Annotated in this window: 10 protein-coding genes and 2 pseudogenes; 4 read left to right on the forward strand and 8 right to left on the reverse strand. The window is 70.0% G+C overall.

Going from position 1 to position 16,736, the window contains the following annotated elements:
• Positions 1-114: 114 nt before the first annotated feature.
• Positions 115-492: pseudogene (locus tag VFZ09_RS35760) on the forward strand (MBL fold metallo-hydrolase); the annotation flags it as partial.
• A 114-nt stretch (positions 493-606) separates the two neighbouring features.
• Here the strand turns inward: VFZ09_RS35760 and VFZ09_RS35765 are convergent.
• From VFZ09_RS35765 to VFZ09_RS51775, 4 genes and pseudogenes are all read right to left on the reverse strand, one after another.
• Positions 607-963, reverse strand: coding sequence for a DUF2019 domain-containing protein (locus VFZ09_RS35765; RefSeq protein ID WP_329732241.1), 357 nt, complete (start codon positions 961-963; stop codon positions 607-609).
• Positions 957-2,414 (reverse strand): hypothetical protein, encoded by a 1,458-nt coding sequence (locus VFZ09_RS35770; RefSeq protein WP_329732242.1) that lies wholly within the window; start codon positions 2,412-2,414, stop codon positions 957-959. The genes VFZ09_RS35765 and VFZ09_RS35770 overlap by 7 nt, the downstream gene beginning before the upstream one ends.
• Before the next feature lie 195 nt (positions 2,415-2,609).
• Positions 2,610-2,831 (reverse strand): ATP-binding protein, encoded by a 222-nt coding sequence (locus VFZ09_RS35775; RefSeq protein WP_329732243.1) that lies wholly within the window; start codon positions 2,829-2,831, stop codon positions 2,610-2,612.
• 82 nt (positions 2,832-2,913) lie between these two features.
• Positions 2,914-2,982, reverse strand: a pseudogene (locus VFZ09_RS51775) (hypothetical protein); the annotation flags it as partial.
• 199 nt (positions 2,983-3,181) lie between these two features.
• Between VFZ09_RS51775 and VFZ09_RS35780 the strand changes: the two are divergent.
• Positions 3,182-4,393: a M12 family metallopeptidase gene (locus VFZ09_RS35780; protein ID WP_329732244.1), complete on the forward strand. Its 1,212-nt coding sequence runs from the start codon at positions 3,182-3,184 to the stop codon at positions 4,391-4,393.
• A gap of 178 nt (positions 4,394-4,571) precedes the next feature.
• Here VFZ09_RS35780 and VFZ09_RS35785 read toward each other — a convergent pair whose 3' ends face one another.
• On the reverse strand, positions 4,572-6,377 hold the full coding sequence (locus VFZ09_RS35785; RefSeq protein ID WP_329732245.1) for an AAA family ATPase: 1,806 nt from the start codon (positions 6,375-6,377) through the stop codon (positions 4,572-4,574).
• 244 nt (positions 6,378-6,621) lie between these two features.
• On the opposite strand from VFZ09_RS35785, the gene VFZ09_RS35790 reads away from it, so the two are divergent.
• Positions 6,622-7,545, forward strand: a complete 924-nt coding sequence (locus VFZ09_RS35790; RefSeq protein WP_329732246.1) for a hypothetical protein — start codon at positions 6,622-6,624, stop codon at positions 7,543-7,545.
• Positions 7,546-7,587: 42 nt separating this feature from the next.
• Here VFZ09_RS35790 and VFZ09_RS35795 read toward each other — a convergent pair whose 3' ends face one another.
• Positions 7,588-12,678 (reverse strand): Adventurous gliding motility protein K, encoded by a 5,091-nt coding sequence (locus tag VFZ09_RS35795; RefSeq protein ID WP_329732247.1) that lies wholly within the window; start codon positions 12,676-12,678, stop codon positions 7,588-7,590.
• A 284-nt stretch (positions 12,679-12,962) separates the two neighbouring features.
• On the opposite strand from VFZ09_RS35795, the gene VFZ09_RS35800 reads away from it, so the two are divergent.
• Entirely contained in the window at positions 12,963-14,528 is a 1,566-nt protein-coding gene (locus VFZ09_RS35800; RefSeq protein ID WP_329732248.1) for a serine/threonine-protein kinase, read from the forward strand.
• A gap of 3 nt (positions 14,529-14,531) precedes the next feature.
• Here VFZ09_RS35800 and VFZ09_RS35805 read toward each other — a convergent pair whose 3' ends face one another.
• Positions 14,532-15,905 carry an SET domain-containing protein gene (locus VFZ09_RS35805; protein ID WP_329732249.1) on the reverse strand — a complete coding sequence of 458 codons (1,374 nt, stop codon included), beginning with the start codon at positions 15,903-15,905 and terminating at the stop codon, positions 14,532-14,534.
• A 25-nt stretch (positions 15,906-15,930) separates the two neighbouring features.
• Positions 15,931-16,728 (reverse strand): energy transducer TonB, encoded by a 798-nt coding sequence (locus VFZ09_RS35810; protein WP_329732250.1) that lies wholly within the window; start codon positions 16,726-16,728, stop codon positions 15,931-15,933.
• Positions 16,729-16,736: the final 8 nt, after the last annotated feature.

Below are 16,736 nucleotides of genomic sequence, written 5' to 3' on the forward strand. Positions count from 1 at the left end.
GAGGATGAAGAGAGGAGCTTCGATTTCCCCTATGCGCTGGTGGCACACGAGATGGCGCCTCCGGACGACGCGCCGGATGCACTCGAGCCGCCGTCCGGGTGAGACTCGGGGCGCATGAGCGACGTGCGCCGGCTGTTCATCCTCCGCTGTGGTTATGAGGTCCTCCCCCGGTCCGTGTCTCTGCGGGGCGCGGATCCCACCGTCATCCTGTGCGAGCCGGTGTGCGCGTATCTGTTGGACACGGCGCACGGCTGGGTGCTCTTCGACACGGGGACGGATCCGGCGCGGCTGAAGGATCCAGTGGGGCGCCAGCGCTTCCAGGGCCCCGGATGGGTGGCGCCGCCGATCATCCTCCCCGAGCACGAGCTGCTGCCCCAGCTGGAGCGCCTGGGCGTGGGCCCGGAGGACATCCGCTCGGTCATCCTCAGCCACGTGCACTACGACCACACGGGCCACCTCAAGTACTTCCCCCGGGCGTCCATCTACATCCAGCTTAGTGTCTGGCGTCACTTCAACGTCAGCAGCGCGCTGGTGACGATGAAGGCCCTCTGCCTCCTCGTTGGGAGGAGGCTCGGCCTCCCACCGGCCCGAGGTTCGCGCGGCGTCCTACTCAGGATCCAGGTTCCATGTTCCTTCCTCCCAATGTTTCAGGACCATGGTCGCATTGATAGCCGCAACTCCGCCCCCACTAGCGGCTGCCTCGAGCACTGCTTTTGCCTCTGCTGTCCGGTAACGCAGTAAGAACGCAGCAGCACCGACGCGCACATCCGGGCGCGGATGCTTTAGTAGCAAGGACAGGGCGTCACGTCCGGCATCGCCCTCCGACCGCAATTTTTCGAGCGCAGCGATGTAACGATTAGCGTGTTTGTTGCCGGTCTTGGCATCCCCTCTCATTATCGCATCTGTTTGTGCGGCCACGTTCTCCGCAAATTCCTCCACGATCCTCTCTAGTTTCCTCACCATTCCCCGCTCCTGAGCTTCTTGAGGACAAGCAATCCAAACGAGCGCTGCGCCTCGTAATTTTGCGTTCTGATCCACTCTCGTACCGTCAAGTTGTTCGAGCTGGTGATGTAGGGGTTCTTCGCGGAATAGAACGCACTCACTCTCGTGTGCAGATCCTTATCCAATGGAATTACGTTCTCGGTGTTGTGAATGGCCTCGGCACCGAAGCGTTTGATGTTGAACTTGTGCTTCTCGACAAGATGATGCCACTCCTGGCCCTCCCCAGCCTTGCTCATCTGACGTTTGAAGGCTCTGAATGAACGGAAGGCACGATGACCATCAGGGAGAAGTCTGCCGCTCTTTGGGGATTCAATGGCCTTGAGCGCGGAGCGCTCGCCGCCCCCGTTACGTGCAGTCATTGACACCGCGTTGACTGGTAAGACAATACGAATCGTACCCTCGTTCACGGAAACAATGACTCGCTCGGCCCCGGCTGCCGCATCCATCAGGCGGAGCCCGGTGTTTGTCTCGACCGTGCGCGAGGCTTGCCCGAAGCCCGGCAGATTCGGCCCTTTCGACATGAGTACCGCCGTTTCACCTACCGCCGCCGTCGCTACCATGACGAGAATTCGAACGCTATTGGGGCCGATGACTCTTCCGAACCTGTCTCCCACCTCCCGCAGTTCCGCAAAGGTAGAGGCTCGCGGCGCATCCTCGTAAAGCTGTGCATAAGCCCGCAGCAGATCGAAGAACTCCCATCCGAGATAGCCCCACATGAGCACGGAGAACGCGAGGGCTATGCCCTTTGTCACTGGCTCCGGTGCAAGCAAAAGCGCCATGTGTGCTGTAATGGTGAAGCTGAGAGTAGCCAGCACCCGCATGGGGTTGAGCATGGCCCGCGCCTCCGCGTCCACTCCTTCCAGGGCAGGCCCCACCGCCAGGGCAAGGGCAATGCTGCGCTTGTCGTTGGCTTGAAGGCGGGGCCCATCATCAAGCAAACTTAGACAGTCGCCAGGAGTGCCACGCCGCTCGCAAAATCGCTCATAGGATTGCGCAAGGTCTGATTGCCACGCCTCGCCACTCAAAGGCGCGGAGGCTAGCGCCAGCTTCCGGCCGACGTACAACGGGGGACATGGGGCGGACACCCGCAGCGGGACTTGGAGCCAAAACGTTGTCAGAGCGGCGTTGAGCTCGGAGTCACTGACCCGCACCGGCTGAAAGTCCGTGGGCAGATTGGAGAAGATGGCTTCGCCGTCGCCTGTGTCCTCTTCGTCGGTTTCCTCCTCCAGCGTCCACGCCTCGGAGGAGCCCTCGGGTGTGGGCGGGCTGTAACGGTACGCCGTCACTCCTCCGCCGGAGGGGGCTCCCGTGGCGCACGCTGTCACCAGCATCACCGCCGCCAGGGCCAGCGCCCCCACGCGCAAGGGCCGTTGTGTGTCCACGGGACGAGTACCGAATGCATGCCTGGACATCTGTGTGCCTCTCCAGGCGAACCGCCCGGTCTGGATGCTGAACCCCGTCGATTTGCGTATTCCGGTGATGTGGAACACTCGTTCCGGACGAAGTGGAACGCTCGTTTCGGAGCAAGCGGAACAGTCGGAGCGTCAGCGACACTGGCCGGGGTTCACTTCACCCCCTTCTTGGCCCGGGTCAAGTTCCCTCCCGGGCTACGCACCGGGTCGCCCGTGAGCCTCAAGCCGATGGGCGTTGTGCACCAGCCGGTCGAGGATGGCATTGGCCAGGGTGGTGTTGCCAATCACCGCGTGCCAGTCCTTCGGGTCGAGCTGGCTGGTCACCACGGTGGCGCCGGCGCCATAGCGCCCCTCCAGCAACTCCTTGCGCTCGCTGGCGCCCAAGGGCTCCAGACCGAAGTCGTCGAGGATGAGCACGGTCCTGCTCGGCGGGCCGTTCGAGCTCCTGAACGAGCGCGCGGGTCTCCGGAGAGGGTGCGATGCCGAGGTCCCGGTGGAACTGCTCCCAGCAGTCTCGGTAGGCGAGGAGGGCGGAGGAGCGGTCGCCGAGCCGCAGGTGGAGGCGGATCGCCGTCTGCCAGGCCTGCTCGGAGGTGGGCCGCGGCTATCTGCGAATTCAGTGCCAACGCGTGGCGCTGAAGGCGCCACTCCCCACCGCTGGAGGAAATGGGACGAAATTCCCGGTCAAACGTCATGGCGATGGGATGCCCGATTTGCAGGTCCCACTCGTTTCGACCCAAAGCCCTTTGCCACCGAGCACTCTTCCCATGACCTCCGTTCCGTTCTGGAAGCAGCTGAAGTCGCTGTCGAAGTTCCTCCTGACCTCCACCCTGTTGCTGACCGCCACGGCGTGCCAGCCGGAGGACACCGAGCAGCCGAAGGCCGCGTCCAGCGAGGTGCGCGTCGGCTACGTGCCCGCCGCCCACGGCAAGACCGTGGAGGTTCGCTACACCGTGGAGGACGGCTACGCGGTCCAGGGAGACATGGTCTTCGGCCGCGCCGAGGACATCGCCACCACGCGCGAGGAGGCCCTGCGGCGCATGAGCGGCGGAGTCTCCGCGCAGGCGGGGGACGTCTCCTCGCAGGTCATGTACATCAACGGCGGCATGTGGCCGGGCGGCGTCGTCTATTACCAGTGGGACGCCGGCATGCCCTCGGGCACCCGCGGCGTGCTCCAGCAGGCCATCGACTATCTCAACAGCCGCTCGGGCGAGACGGGCGTGCGCCTGGTCGCGGGCACCAACGGCGGCAAGTACGTGGTGCTGACGTATGGCTCGGATCGCGCGGAGGTGGGCTACAAGGGCTACGCGCAGCGCCTGTGGTTCCAGAACAGCCTGTGGCAGGTGGGTGTGCACGAGCTGGGTCACACCATCGGCCTGTGGCACGAGCACCAGCGCTGCGAGCAGGCCACCTACCTCTACATCTACGCGCCCAGCGACGGGAACATCGCGGCGCAGTGCGATCAGCCCGTGGTGCCCAACGAGCCGTACAACACGCAGTCCATCATGCACTACTCGGAGGGCGAGTTCGCCGGCCGCGCGGCCTTCAAGCCGGGCGTCACCGTGGCGCCGCCCAAGAGCCTGCACCCGGGACTCGTCGCGTATGACGTGCGCAACCTCGCCTATCTGTACAAGCCGTACGACAACGCGAAGTTCATCGACTTCCAGAACCGGCCCACGTCGGTCACCCGTGGCCAGACGTTCACGGTGACGGCCATCTTCGAGAACACCGGCACGACGGCCTGGAGCATCGCGGCCGGCTACAAGCTGGGCTCGCAGAACCCGCAGGACAACTCCACGTGGGGCACCCACCGCGTGGCGCTCCCGGGCACCATCTACACGGGCCAGTGGGCGTACATCACCATGAACCTGCGCGCGCCGAGCACCCCGGGCGTCTACAACTTCCAGTGGCGCATGCTGAAGGAGAACGTGGCCTGGTTCGGCCAGACCTCCACCAACTTCACCATCCAGGTGCTGTGAGCTGACGCGGTGGCGGCGGGGTGGATTCCCGCCGCCTCGCCAGACCCGTGAGGCATTCGCCGTTCGAAAGGCCCATGGCGTTTGCTCCTCTGCCCCGGAAGGGGGGCTCGATGGGGACGGCGATGCCAGAGACCCTGTGCACCTCACATGTCACCAGGGGGGGCGGTGCGGCCTTCCCTCATTTCATGGGTTGCAGACAGGCGGAGATGCGCCGCAGGACGGCCTCGCGCACCGGTTGGGGGAGCGTCTCGATGACAGCCCGGCGCAGCACGCCCTGGGTGAAGGTGGCGCCGCGCAGCACCTTCGCCTCCTCCAACTCCTTCCAGGGCGCGGCGAGCTGATCGGCGTGCAACCCCAGCACGCACGTGGCCAGCTCCAGGCTGAAGTCCGCTCCCGCGAGCGCCACGGTGCGTGCCAGCCGGAGCGCATCCGGGGACAGCCGCTTGAGCCGCTGCTCGACAATCCATGTCACGCGGTCGGACGGCGGCGGTGCCGCGGGAAAGGTTCCATCGAAGCCCGCCGCCACCAGGCTCCGCACCGTTTCGATCAGGAAGAGCGGATTGCAGCCCGTGTACCTCGCCAGCTGCGGAACGATCGCCTCCAGCCGGGGCACCCCCATCTGCGCGAGCAGCTCGCCCGCGGCCGACAGCATCAGCGGCTCCAGCGGGAGCCACGCCGCGAGTCCCGCCTCCCGGTGCTCGCGCAGCCGCTCCTCGAACGCGGGGGCCAGCTCGCCCGTGCGGAAGCAGGTGAGCAGGCGAAGTGCCTCACCTCCGGGCTCCGGCTCCAGCAGCAGATCCTGCACGCGCAGGTGCAACTCCAGGCTGGCCGCGTCCGCGCGGTGCGCGTCGTCGAGCACCAGCGCCGACATCTCCCCGCAGCGGGTGCGGATCAACCGGGCGAGCGCCTCGGCGAGCCGGGCTTTCTCCTCGGGGGTGGAGGGCAGGGGCGGTGCGCTGGGCTCCAGCTCCGGGACGAGCCGGGCGATCTCCCGCCGCACCCAGGGCTCCAGGGGCCGTTCCGGCTCGAGCCCCAGCACGGCGCGGGACACCCGGGCGCTCGTGGCGTAGGACGTGGACGGATCCGCGGGCCGGGCGGCGACGAGCAGCCAGGAGCCCTGGGCACTGCAGAACTCGGAGACCAGCCGCGTCTTGCCGATGCCCGCCTCGCCGAGCACGTAGACGGGGCGGCCCGCGGCCCAGGCTTCTTCCAGGACGGCCCACTCGTTGTCGCGGCCGACCAGCTCCAGAGGGGAGAGCATCGCGAGCGGGAGCTCCTCGGGCGCACGGAGCCTGGGGCGCTCCTGCTCCGCGGGCCGCTCGAACTCCTGGACGAGCGCCCGGGTCTCCGGGGAGGGATCGATGCCGAGCTCGCGGTGGAGCTGTTCCCGGCAGTCGCGGTAGGCCAGGAGGGCGGAGGAGCGATCCCCGAGCCGCAGGTGGAGGCGGATCGCCGTCTGCCAGGCCTGCTCGGAGGTGGGCTGCAGCTGGAGCAGACGCCGCACCGTCTCGAGCGCGGCCTCGAGCTGGCCGGCCTGCTCCAGGCGGAGGGCCTCGGCCTCGGCGGCACGGCATTGCAGGGAGTGGAACCGGGTCCGTTGGATCCGGAGCCACTCCTCCAGCTCTCCACAGTCTTCGTAGGAGAAGCCGGCGAGCAGCTCGCCCTGGAAGGGGGGGAGCTTGGAGTACTCGCGGGCGTCCACGAGGATGCCCTCACAAAGCCAGACGGGATCATCTCCCGCGAGGCTGTCTTCACCCAGGGTGAGCCGCAGCCTGCGCAGGAGCTGGCGCAGGTTGACGCGAGCGCTCCTGTCGGGCGCATCCGGCCACAGGAGGCTGGCGAGCCGGCTGCGCTCGGTGGGGCCCTCGATGGCGAGGTACGTCACCAGCGCCGCCGCCTTGCGCTCCATGTGTCTCGCGCCATGCAGGGGCGAGTTCACCCGGGCACGGCCAAGCACCTCGATATGCGTGGCAACCGATGGCATACACCCCCCTCCAGAGAAGCTGGGATTCTTCACGCTCCGTGAGCCAGGCCGCAAGGATGGTTTGAGCCCCGTGCACTCGCGGAGACACACCGCTGTCACGCTGGAGTCACGCCTCGGAGCACCGCTTCAAGGCCTCACATCACGCGCCAATCACGCCCCTGGTGCACAGTGCGGGTGAAGGCGCGGGGGCAGGACCCGCTCCTTTCCGGCCCGAGCCGGGTGCTCACGTTTCAGGGGGGAGACGATGGCCGCGACACATGGAGGAAAACACGTATCGTGGAAATCCATTCACCGCGTCCTGGGGGCGCTCTGCCTCTGGGCGGCGCCGGCCCTGGCGCAGAACAAGCCCGTGGCCGTGTCCGCCGCACCCGCGGCGCCCGTGGCTCCGGCGCCAGCTCCCGCTCCGCCTCCGGTCATCGTCCACCCGGAGCTCGTCGTCACCGATCTGCGCAACCAGATCGCCTCACACAGCAGCCGGATCGCGCGCCTGCTCCAGGAGCGCGAGGCCCTGGATGCGCAACTGGAGAAGATCAGACCGGATGAAAAGACTTCCACGCAACTGAAAGAGCAGCGGGCGAAGCTCGTCCGTGCGGTGGATGACAAGAACAGGGAGCTGAGGGAGGCGGTGTCGCGGCAGGAGCAGCTGTTGTCCATGGCCGCGGAGCATGCGGACGCGCTGGAGGAGCTCGGGAACGAGCGGAAGCTCCTCCGCTTCATGGTGGGAGGCGGCGTGGGGTTGCGGCGGCTCGAGGACGTCCAGCTCGGGCCGGGGGGCGGTGGGGCCTCTCCGGGCCTGGTGGGCACGGAGGCGCCCCGGGTGGACGTGTTGGGCGCGGTCGCGTTCCTGCCCGTGGACTTCAACAGCCGGGATCGCCACCAGACGTTCAGCCTGGGCGTCATGGCGGGATTGGGGGGCAATGGCTTTCCGGCCAACGTCTACGCCGGGCTGACGCTGAAGGTGTGGGTGCTGTACCTCAACGCCGGGGCCAACTTCCGCAAGGAGGATGCCTGGCGCCAGGGGCCGCCGACGCAGGCCGCGTTCTGGCAGGGGGCGTGGACGCCCACCGTCTTCGCGGGAGTGGCGCTGGACAGCGAGGCGCTGCTCGCCCTCCAGCGGGTGTTGCCGCCGAAGCGCGCGCCGGAGGGGTTGCAGGTCGATCCGAGGTGAGGGGCGGGAGGGGGGTGCCCCTCATCTCGGGTCGGTTTCAGCTCACGGCAGCGCCAGGGCGACGCGCTGGCGCAGGCGCAGGAAGTCGTCGGACAGCACGTAGGTGAGGATCTGCTGCAGGTCGGCGCGCTCGCGCAGGGCCTGCAGCAGGGGCTCGGCGTTGTCCAGGCGGGCGGTGGCGAAGTGGGGGTCCTCGCGCAGCACCATGGTGAGGCCCACCGACACGTCGCCGCACATCAGCACGCCCGCGCGGTCCGCGGAGAACGCCATGCCCTCCAGCACGGGCTCCAGCTCCACCCGGGACTGGGGGCCCAGCTCCAGGGCGGCCGGCTCCAGCGCCTTGAGCGCCTTGCGCGAGTAGGCCCGGCGGTACTGCCGCACCAGCTCCTCGTTGTTGCGGCCCAGCGCGGTGAACAGCGGGGCGAAGATGCGGACGGAGTTGCCGAACAGGTCCTGCGTCTCGCCGCGCGACAGCTTGGAGAGCACCGCCGTCTTGTTGAGCAGGCCCAGCACCGCGCGGCCGAAGAGGAACTTCTGCTCGCGGGCGTTGAAGCGGCGCACCACGTCCTGGCCCACGCACATGCTCAGCGGCTCGGTCGTCTCCAGGCCGATGAGGCCGCGGCGGGCCTGGTACACCTCGAACTCCTCCACGCCGAACACCTGCGCCACGGTGCGCACCGCCTTGAAGACGGCGTGGTCCGGCTTGAGCTTGTCCGTCTTGCGGTCCACCCCGAGCAGCTCGAACTGGGCCGGGTGCAGCTTGCTGAGCTGATCTCCCACAGCGCGCATGACCTCGAGCAGCGGCCCGCGGGCCGAGGGGTGCATGAGCCCCGCGTCCACGTCCGCCACGCTCAGACGCTCCTGCGTCTCGGTGGGCAGGCGGCTGCGCATCTCCGAGTAGAAGGTGGCCTCCGCCTCGTTGGCCGAGCGCAGGAAGTGCAGCACGGCCGCGGCGCAGAAGGCCTTGTCCGTCTGCCGGGTGCCCTCCCACAGGCGGAAGAGCGCGTGCAGGCTCTCCACGCGGGTGGGCTCCAGCTTCAGCAGCTGCCGGTTCTCCTCGATGGCGAGCTGCGAGGCCGCCGCGTCCCGCATGTACAGGGTGGCCAGGGCCGAGCGGGCCGGGACGTTGGCCGGATCCGCGTCGACGATGTGCCGGTACAAGGTGATGGCGCGGGTGGGCTCCTCCAGCGGGCCGGCGTACAGGTCCGCCACCTTGAGCCGCAGCGAGGCCGCGCGCTTCGTGTCCCCGGTGGCCTGGGCCTGGGCGGCCTGGGCCTCGAGCATCTGCGAGAGCTCCAGCAGGTTGCCGGCGCGCTCGTAGAGCACCACCAGCCGGTCCACCAGCGTGCCGTCGCCCGGGGTGAGCTCCAGCGCCTGGCGGTAGAGCGTGGAGGCGGAGGCGCCGTCTCCCAGCCCCTGCTCGTGGATCTGCGCCAGCGTCACGGTGTGGCGCGCGCGCTCGGCCACGGGCAGGTCCATCTCCAGCAGCCGGCGCAGGCAGTCCAGGGCGCCCTGCCAGTTGCGCACCTGCTGGAAGAGGGCGGCCATGCGCTCCAGCACCTCGGTGTTGCGCGGCAGGCCCTCGCGCGCGGCGTGCAGGTGGATGGCGGCGCGGCTCGGCTCGGAGAGCTGATCCTGGTACAGCGCGCCCAGCGTCAGGTGCAGCTTCGCCACGTGGGCCGGCTCGCCCCCGAGCGGGATGCGCTGGGCGAGCATCGCGGCGGCGTCGGCGTACCGGTGCTCCTCCAGCAGCAGCTGGCCGCGCAGCTCCAGGGCCTCCGGGAGGGCCGGCTGGAGGGACAGGGCGCGCTCGAGCAGCTCCAGGGCGCGGGCGCGGTTGCCCAGCGAGGACAGGTGCGTCTTCGCCGCGCCGAAGAAGGCCGCCGCGGCCGAGGCGGGATCCTGCTGCGCCAGCCGGGCCTCGGCGCGACGCTCCTGCAGCGTGGCCAGGTCCGCCGCGCCACCGCGCGCGGCCAGCAGATCCTCCAGGCCCGCGGTCGCCTGGGCGTCCAGCGGATCCTTCTCCAGCGCCTGGCGGTACAGGGCGATGGCGCCCTCCGAGTCCCGCAGCGGGCCCGCGGCGATCCGGGCCGCGGCGACGAAGGCCTCGATGGCGCTGCGGGGATCCTTCACGACGCGGGCCTCGCTCTCCAGCAGCAGCCGGGCGGAGGCGGCGTCACCCCTGCGGGCCAGCAGGCGGCGCAGGCCCTGCAGCGCGGGCAGGCACTGCGGCTGCAGCTGCAGCGCGGCGCGGTAGGCCTGCTCGGCGCGGGTGGGGTTGTTGTGGCGCGTCTCGTCCAGCTCCGCGCAGCGCAGCATCAGCTCCACGCGCTCCAGCTCGTCACCCACCACCTGGAGCCGGCGCATGTACAGCTCGGACAGGCCGGCGGCGTCGCCCGTCTGGCGCAGGGCGCGCTCCAGGTAGAAGGCGAGCCGCACGTCCCGCGGGTTCTCCGCCACGGCGCGGCGCAGGGCCTCCACGTCGGCGCCCTTGTCCAGGTCCGTGGCGGCGTTCACCCGCAGGGCGGTGCCCAGGCGCGCGTCCTTCACCACCTCGGCCAGGCGCAGGCGCAGCTCGCCCCGGCGCGCCCGGTCCCCCGCGCGGATGCGCTCCAGCGTCTTGAGGGCCGACAGGTGGCCGGGCTCCAGCGCCAGCACCGCCTCGCAGCACTGGGCCGCGCGCGCGGGCTCCTGGAAATGGTCCAGGTACAGCCGCGCCAGCTTCATGTACGCGGCCACCTTGGCCCCCGGCGTCTGGGCCATCTGCGTCTCGCGGTCCAGCAGCGCCACCAGCTCCTTCACGTCCTCGTCCGCCAGGTACAGCCGCTCCAGGGCGCGCAGCGTGGCCGCGTGGCCCGGCGCCATCCGCAGCACCTCCTGGAAGACCTCGATGGCCATCTCCGGCCGCTTGAGCTGATCCTCCCAGATGGTGGCCGCGTGGTAGAGCGCGTTGGCCCGCTCCATCGGATCCGTCCGGTTGGCGGCCTCGGCGCGCAGCACCTCGATGAGGCTCTCCCACGCGCCTTGCGCCTTGTAGAGCCGCGCCAGCGCGCGCAGCGCCGGGAAGTGGCTCGGCGCCAGCGTCAGCACCTCCTGGTAGGAGGCCACCGCCTGGTGCTCGTCCTTCAGCCGGTGCTCGCACAGCTCGCCGATCTTGTAGATGAGCGACGCGGCGGTCTCGGCCGTGGGGGCGAACTCCGCCTCGGCCCGGTACATGCGGATGAGCAGATCCCACTTGCCCTCCTGCGCGTACAGCCGGCCCAGCGCCTTGAGCGCCGGCAGGTACGAGGGCGTGAGCGTCAGCACCCGCTCGTACGCGGCGATGGCGCCCGCGCGATCCTTCAGGTGCTCGTCCAGAATCTCCGCGTTGCGGTGGTAGAGCGAGAGCACCTGCTTGGTGTCTCCCACCAGCGAGGCCTCCAGCTCCTGGTTGGTGATGAGCTCCTGGAAGCGCCCGGCGCGCTCCAGCAGCCGCGACAGGTTGCGGATGGTGGGCAGGTGGTCCGACGCCAGGTCGAGGATGCGCCGCATGCACTCGATGGCGTGGTCCAGATCGCTCAGCCGGTCCTCGTAGATGACGGCGACCTTGTTGAGCGTGGTGATGAGCTGATCCCTGTCCTGCGTCTGGAGCAGATCCTGCTCGTACATGGCCACCAGCTCGGCGAAGCGGCTCTGGCGCTCGTAGAGGCGGGTGAGGGCCTTCTGGGCGGGGAGGTAGCCCGGCTGGAGCTGGAGGCAGGTGTTGTAGCGCTGGATGGCCTCCTCCTGCCGGCCCAGCCGCTCCTCGAGGATCTCCGCCGCCTTGAACATGCGCGCGGCCTTCTCCTTGGGATCCGGGGTGGCGGCGGTCTCGGCGTCGAAGACGGAGACGAGGCCCTCCCAGTTCCGCATGCGGTAGAAGAGCTTGCCCAGGCCGGCGAGCGCGGCGGCGTGGCCGGGGATGCGCGAGAGGATGGCCTGGTAGCGGGAGATGGCCTCCACCTCGCGCTTGAGATCCTCCTCGTAGAGGGCCGCCAGGCGCAGGTTGATGGCCACCAGCTCGCTCTCGTCGTTGATGCAGCCCACCCAGGCGAGCAGCACGTCGGCGAGCTCCTCGAAGCGCTGGCGCGTCTCGTAGATGTTGGCGAGCGCGGCGAGGATGAGGGACTCGTTGGGGCTCACGCGGCGCGCGTCGAGCAGCGCGGCCAGCGCCTCCTCCTTGCGCCCGAGCCGCTCGTACATCTTGCACAGCTGCAGCCATGCGGGGGCGCCCTGGGGCCCGAGCACCTCGGCCTCGGCGGTGAGCACCTCGAGCAGCTCCTCGGCACGGCCCTCGCGCAGGGCCACGCGCTTGAGGGCGTTGAGCAGGAGCAGGTCCGTGCGGTCCAGGGTGAAGGCCTCGCGGAAGCAGGCGGCGGCCTCGCTGGGACGCTTCAGGCGCTCCTCGAGCACCAGGCCCGCGGCGGTGAGGTAGTGGGCGCGCAGCGAGGGCGTCTCCAGCGCGGCGGCCAGCAGCCGGTACACCTCCACGAGCGAGGCATGATCATTGCGCGCGGCATAGATGGCCTCGAGCTGGGTGAGCAGCGAGGGATCCTGGGGCCGCAGCTCCAGACACTGGTGGAAGGCGTCGGTGGCGTCGGCCTCGCGCGACAGGCGCTCCTCGAGCAGGGTGCCCTTCTCGAAGAGGAGCGTGGCGCGATCACCGGGAGTCTCGGTGGCGTTCAGCTCGGCCTCGAGCAGCTGGACGGCCATCTGCCAGTTGCCCACGTCGGCGAAGAGCCGGCGCGCGGCGCGGAGGTTGGCGAGGAACCGGGGCGCGAGCCGGTAGGCCTGGTTGTAGGCCATGGCGGCGTTGCGCGGGTTCTTGAGGGGATCCTCGTAGAGGCGGCCGATCTCATGGAAGAGCAGGGCGGCCTGGGGCTCGTTGCCGAGCGCCCGCGCCTCGCGCTCCAGGGTGGCGATGCGCTCGCGGGCGTCCTGCTCGGGGCTGGTGGAGGCCGCGGGGAGCGTGGCCAGGTTGGAGGCGAGGGCCTCGGTGGCGACCGGACGGGTCGGGGAGCCTCCCAGGCTGACGGTGCCCACGGGGACACCGGGGGAGGACACACCGGGAGACGTCGAGGAGGGCATCCTCGGCAGATCGTTGCGCTCGCTCATGGGGAAACCGGCTCCGTGAGGGGAATCAAGGCGAAAAGTCGCACGCCTTCCGAGGTCGTACCACGTGCTCGGAAGCCCCTCAAGTTCCCGACTTTCTTGGAATTTTGCCCGGCTCGAAGGCTCGGAGGGCGAGCCAGCGTTCGCTGCATGGCTGGCAACCCGTACCGTGAGGAGGGGTGCCGGAGCGGGGGGGCTTCCTAGCTTCCAGGCGAGGCCCGGGCTGGCCGGTTCCGAAGGGGAGCCGGGCCAGGCACGCGGGTGGTGGCGGGACGCCGGGGGCGCTCGTGGGTACCTATCGCATCATCCGGAGACTGGCGGTGAACCCCGTGGCCGAGGCCTTCCTCGCCCGGAGCCCGGGGCCCGGGACTCTGGAGTCACCGGCCGTCTCGCCCGTCATCCTGGAGCGGCTGTTGCCCGGCTTCGCCCGGGATGCCTCCTTCGTGGAGCTCTTCCTGGGCCCGGCGCGGGCCACCGGGCCCGGGCATGCGAATGTCGTGCGGGTGCTCGACGCGGGCCTGAGCGGGGAGCTGCCCTGCCGGGTGCTGGAGCTCGTGGACGGGGAGCAGCTGGGCGCGGTGCTCGCGGCGCGGGCGCGGGGGATGGTGATAGGCCTGCGCGAGATGTGCTTCATCGTGCTGCAGGTGGCCGAGGGGCTCGACAGCCTCCACCAGGCGCGCGCCCGCCACCGGGGCCTGCATCCCAGCCACGTGTGGATCTCCCGGGGGGGCGAGGTGAAGCTGGTGGACACCGGGGGGGCCTCCCGGAGCAATCCGCCCTACCTCACGCCCGAGCAGGCCCGGGGCCGCCCCGCGGATGCGCGCGGGGATGTCTTCCGGCTCGGGTTGATCCTCTACGAGCTGCTCGCGGGACGGCCGCTCTTCGCGGGCCCGCCGCCCCAGGCCCTCCGTCACATCGGTGCCTTCGACGAGCGCGCCCTGGAGCCGCTGCCCGGGTGCCCGCCCTCGCTCTGGACCGTGCTGCTCCAGGCCCTCGCCGCGGATCCCGAGGCCCGCTTCGGCTCGGCGCGTGCCTTCGCGGACACCCTGCGGGCCTTCCTCGAGGAGCGCCAGCTCGGCGTGGATCATCTGGACATCGCCAGCCTCTTCGGGCGCCTGTTCCCCGCGCACCGCTCGTTTCTCGAGGTGGGGGGAGACGGGCAGGGCGAGGAGCTCTCCCTGGCCGATCGCATGCCGCCGCGATTGGAGGCCCTGCCCCTGTACCCCGTGGGCCCGCCTCCGCCTCCGGATGCGGCGCTCGAGGAGACTTCGGAAGAGCCGCCGGACGAGGCACCGGACGAGATGCGGGAGACGCCCCGGACACAGCGCCCGGTGACGCCGCAGGAGCTGCAGGCACGGCTGCTCGACGAGGCGTTGAAGCTGGTGGGAGGGGGCGCGGAGATGGCGCCCCTGCTGGTCCGGCTCACCCGCCGCTGTGTGACGTGGCTGGGCGGAGGCTGCGGCGAGGAGGCGCTGGCCGTCATGGCGGCCCGGACGCTCGTGCTCGCGGCGCGGTTGGAGGAGCCCCGGCGCTTCGTCCTGCCCTCGCGGGAGCGGGTGCTCCGCCTGGTGGAGGGGTTCCCGGAGCTGGGGGACGTGCTGTCCGCCGTGCTGCTCGCGGGGCACGACTCCTCGCCTCCCGCGGGGCGCGTCGCGAGGGCTCTGTTGTGTGCCGCGGCCTTCGTCGCCCAGGTGCGGAGCGCCAGCCCCGGGGTGGTGGAGTCGGCCCGGGTGCTCGGTCAGCTGCGGCAGGATCCACGGCTGTCCCCGGGGGCCCTGGAGGCGCTCTCCGCCGAGCTGGGGGTGAGCGCCATGCTGCCCTCGGTGTTCGTGGGAGGCGCGGCCGCGCGATGACGTCTACGCGCGGCGGACGAGCTCCAGCACGGCCTCGCGGACGTAGCGATCGAACCAGCCCCAGGGTGACTGGGGGAGCCCGGCGAGCCGTTCCAGCTCCGCGCGAGGCATGCGCAGCAGTTCCAGGCTGGCGCGGGTCAGCTCGAGCCAGGCGCGCAGCATCCGCTTCTCCTCGCGCCGCAGGAGGATGCAGCTGCGGGCGTTGTGGGCGAGCGTCTCCTCGCGGAGCAGCCGCTCGTCCTCCTCGAAGGAGGTGTCGAAGGCGGCGAGCCGGGCCTCGCAGGCGGCGGCCAGGGCGCGCAGGACGCGCTCCTCGTTGGCCACGCCCAGCGGCTTGAGGGAGCCCAGGCCCGTCAACAGCCGGGGGGCGAGTCTGGGCAGCTCGAGGGGCGCCGCGCAGGCCACGCGCAGGAAGGAGAACATCCGCTGGGTGGACGCGTGCTCGTACTGGAGCGGCACCTTGAAGGGCTGGCGCGCGGTGGGGGACGAGAGCCCGAGCAGCTTCTGCTTGCCGGAGGCCAGCGCGGCGCCCTCGGGGAGACCCAGGGAGAGGAAGACCTCGTCCTGCTCGTTGTTCTCGGCCACGAAGCCGAAGTGGAGCAGGAGCAGATCATTGCTCTTGGCGCCGTAGCTGTCGTGGATCTCGAGGCCGGTGGCCACGGCGTTCTGGGCGGTCATCACGAAGAACTGGCCATCGGCCGAGGTGTCCCACAGAACGTCGGGAGGCCGGCGGTGGTTGAGCATGTCCGCCAGCGGGACGAGGGCTCGCCCCTGGAGGCCGCCCACCTTGAGGCCGAAGTTACGGGAGGAGACGGAGAGCCGGGCCCAGACGAACTCCTCGAAGGAGAAGCGCTCGTAGCCGGGGACCTTCTGGCACAGCAGGGCATGGTCCTGCCGGAGCGTGTAGTGCTGGAACTCCAGCAGCGTGAGCAGGAAGGAGCCCTCGAGCAGGGCGCGCTCGGACTCACTGTAGAAGAGGGGGACGTGGGGGAAGGCCTCGGGCAGGGTGTCCACGTAGGGCTTCCAGAAGGAGCCGGGCCGGTGCTTCTCCTGGAGGAGCGCGGAGGCCAGGTAGAGCTCCTCGTTGTCCGGATTGACGTGGGATTGGATGAGGCGCCCGATGTCGGAGCTCTTGGCGGCCTCGAGGGTGAGGAGGTGGCTGCGAGGCACCTGGAGGACGGCCTCTCCCTTGGAGATGTCGGCCCGGGCGAGCACGGAGCGCTCGCCGTTCTCCTGCCGGACGATGTGCAGCTTGGGAAAGCGGGCGCCGCCGTCCTCGAGCCAGCGCAGCAGGGCGGCGAGCTTCTGGTCCGAGTCCTCGGGGGAGGTTCTCAGTTCAGACAGTGCGGGGGCGGCAGATGGAGGGGCGAGGCTCATCGGCACCGAATGTAACACCCGCCCTCTAGCGGGGCAGGCTCAGGCGGATGTTGAAGGTGTAGTCCACCGCGATGGGGTGGCCCTGGGACGTCACCGGCTGGTAGCGCTGGGCGTAGAGGGCATCCAGCACGGCCTGCTCCATGTACGGCAGGGACCTGAGGACGCGGCACTGCTCGACCCTGCCCTCGAGCGTGATGACACACCTGACGATCATCACCCCCTCGACGCGGGCCGCGAGCGCCTCGCGGGTGTACTCGGGCTTCGGACCCGAGAGCTTCCTCGGGCGGGTCATTCCCGTGCTGAATGGCAGCACGCCCGTTCCCGTACCGCCCACCTGACCACCGGGTACACCGCCCACCTGGCCACCGGGCACACCGCCCACCGCGCCCCCCACCATGCCTCCGACCACGCCTCCGACCACGCCGCCCATCGCCTCGTTGCCCGCCTCACCCGCTCCTCCGTGCGCCATCTCCCCGGGGCTCTCTTCCTTCCCGGCGTCCGGCTTGGGCTCTCCCTCGGGGAGCCGTGGCTCCTGGGGGCGGCTCCTGGGCCGGACGATGGCGTCTGGTTTCTTCCCTCCCGGCTGATGGGGGGGCGTCGTCCCGTGCGCCACGGTGGCAGGCGGAGGAGGAGGGGCGGCCATGGGCGGCCCCGAGGTTGGGAGGAGCGACACCCGCAGCACCTCCTGCTGGGGTGGGGGCGGCCGCGTGAGGGACCTGAACACGAGGAGCAACACGCCGGCATGCAGGACGAGCGAGAGCAGGACGCTCAGGACGATGCGAGACCTGGGGCTCTGCCCACGGCCCTGGACAGAATCGAACATGCCTTTCA

It is taken from the genome of Archangium sp., from assembly GCF_036277355.1.
Lineage (GTDB): Bacteria > Myxococcota > Myxococcia > Myxococcales > Myxococcaceae > Archangium.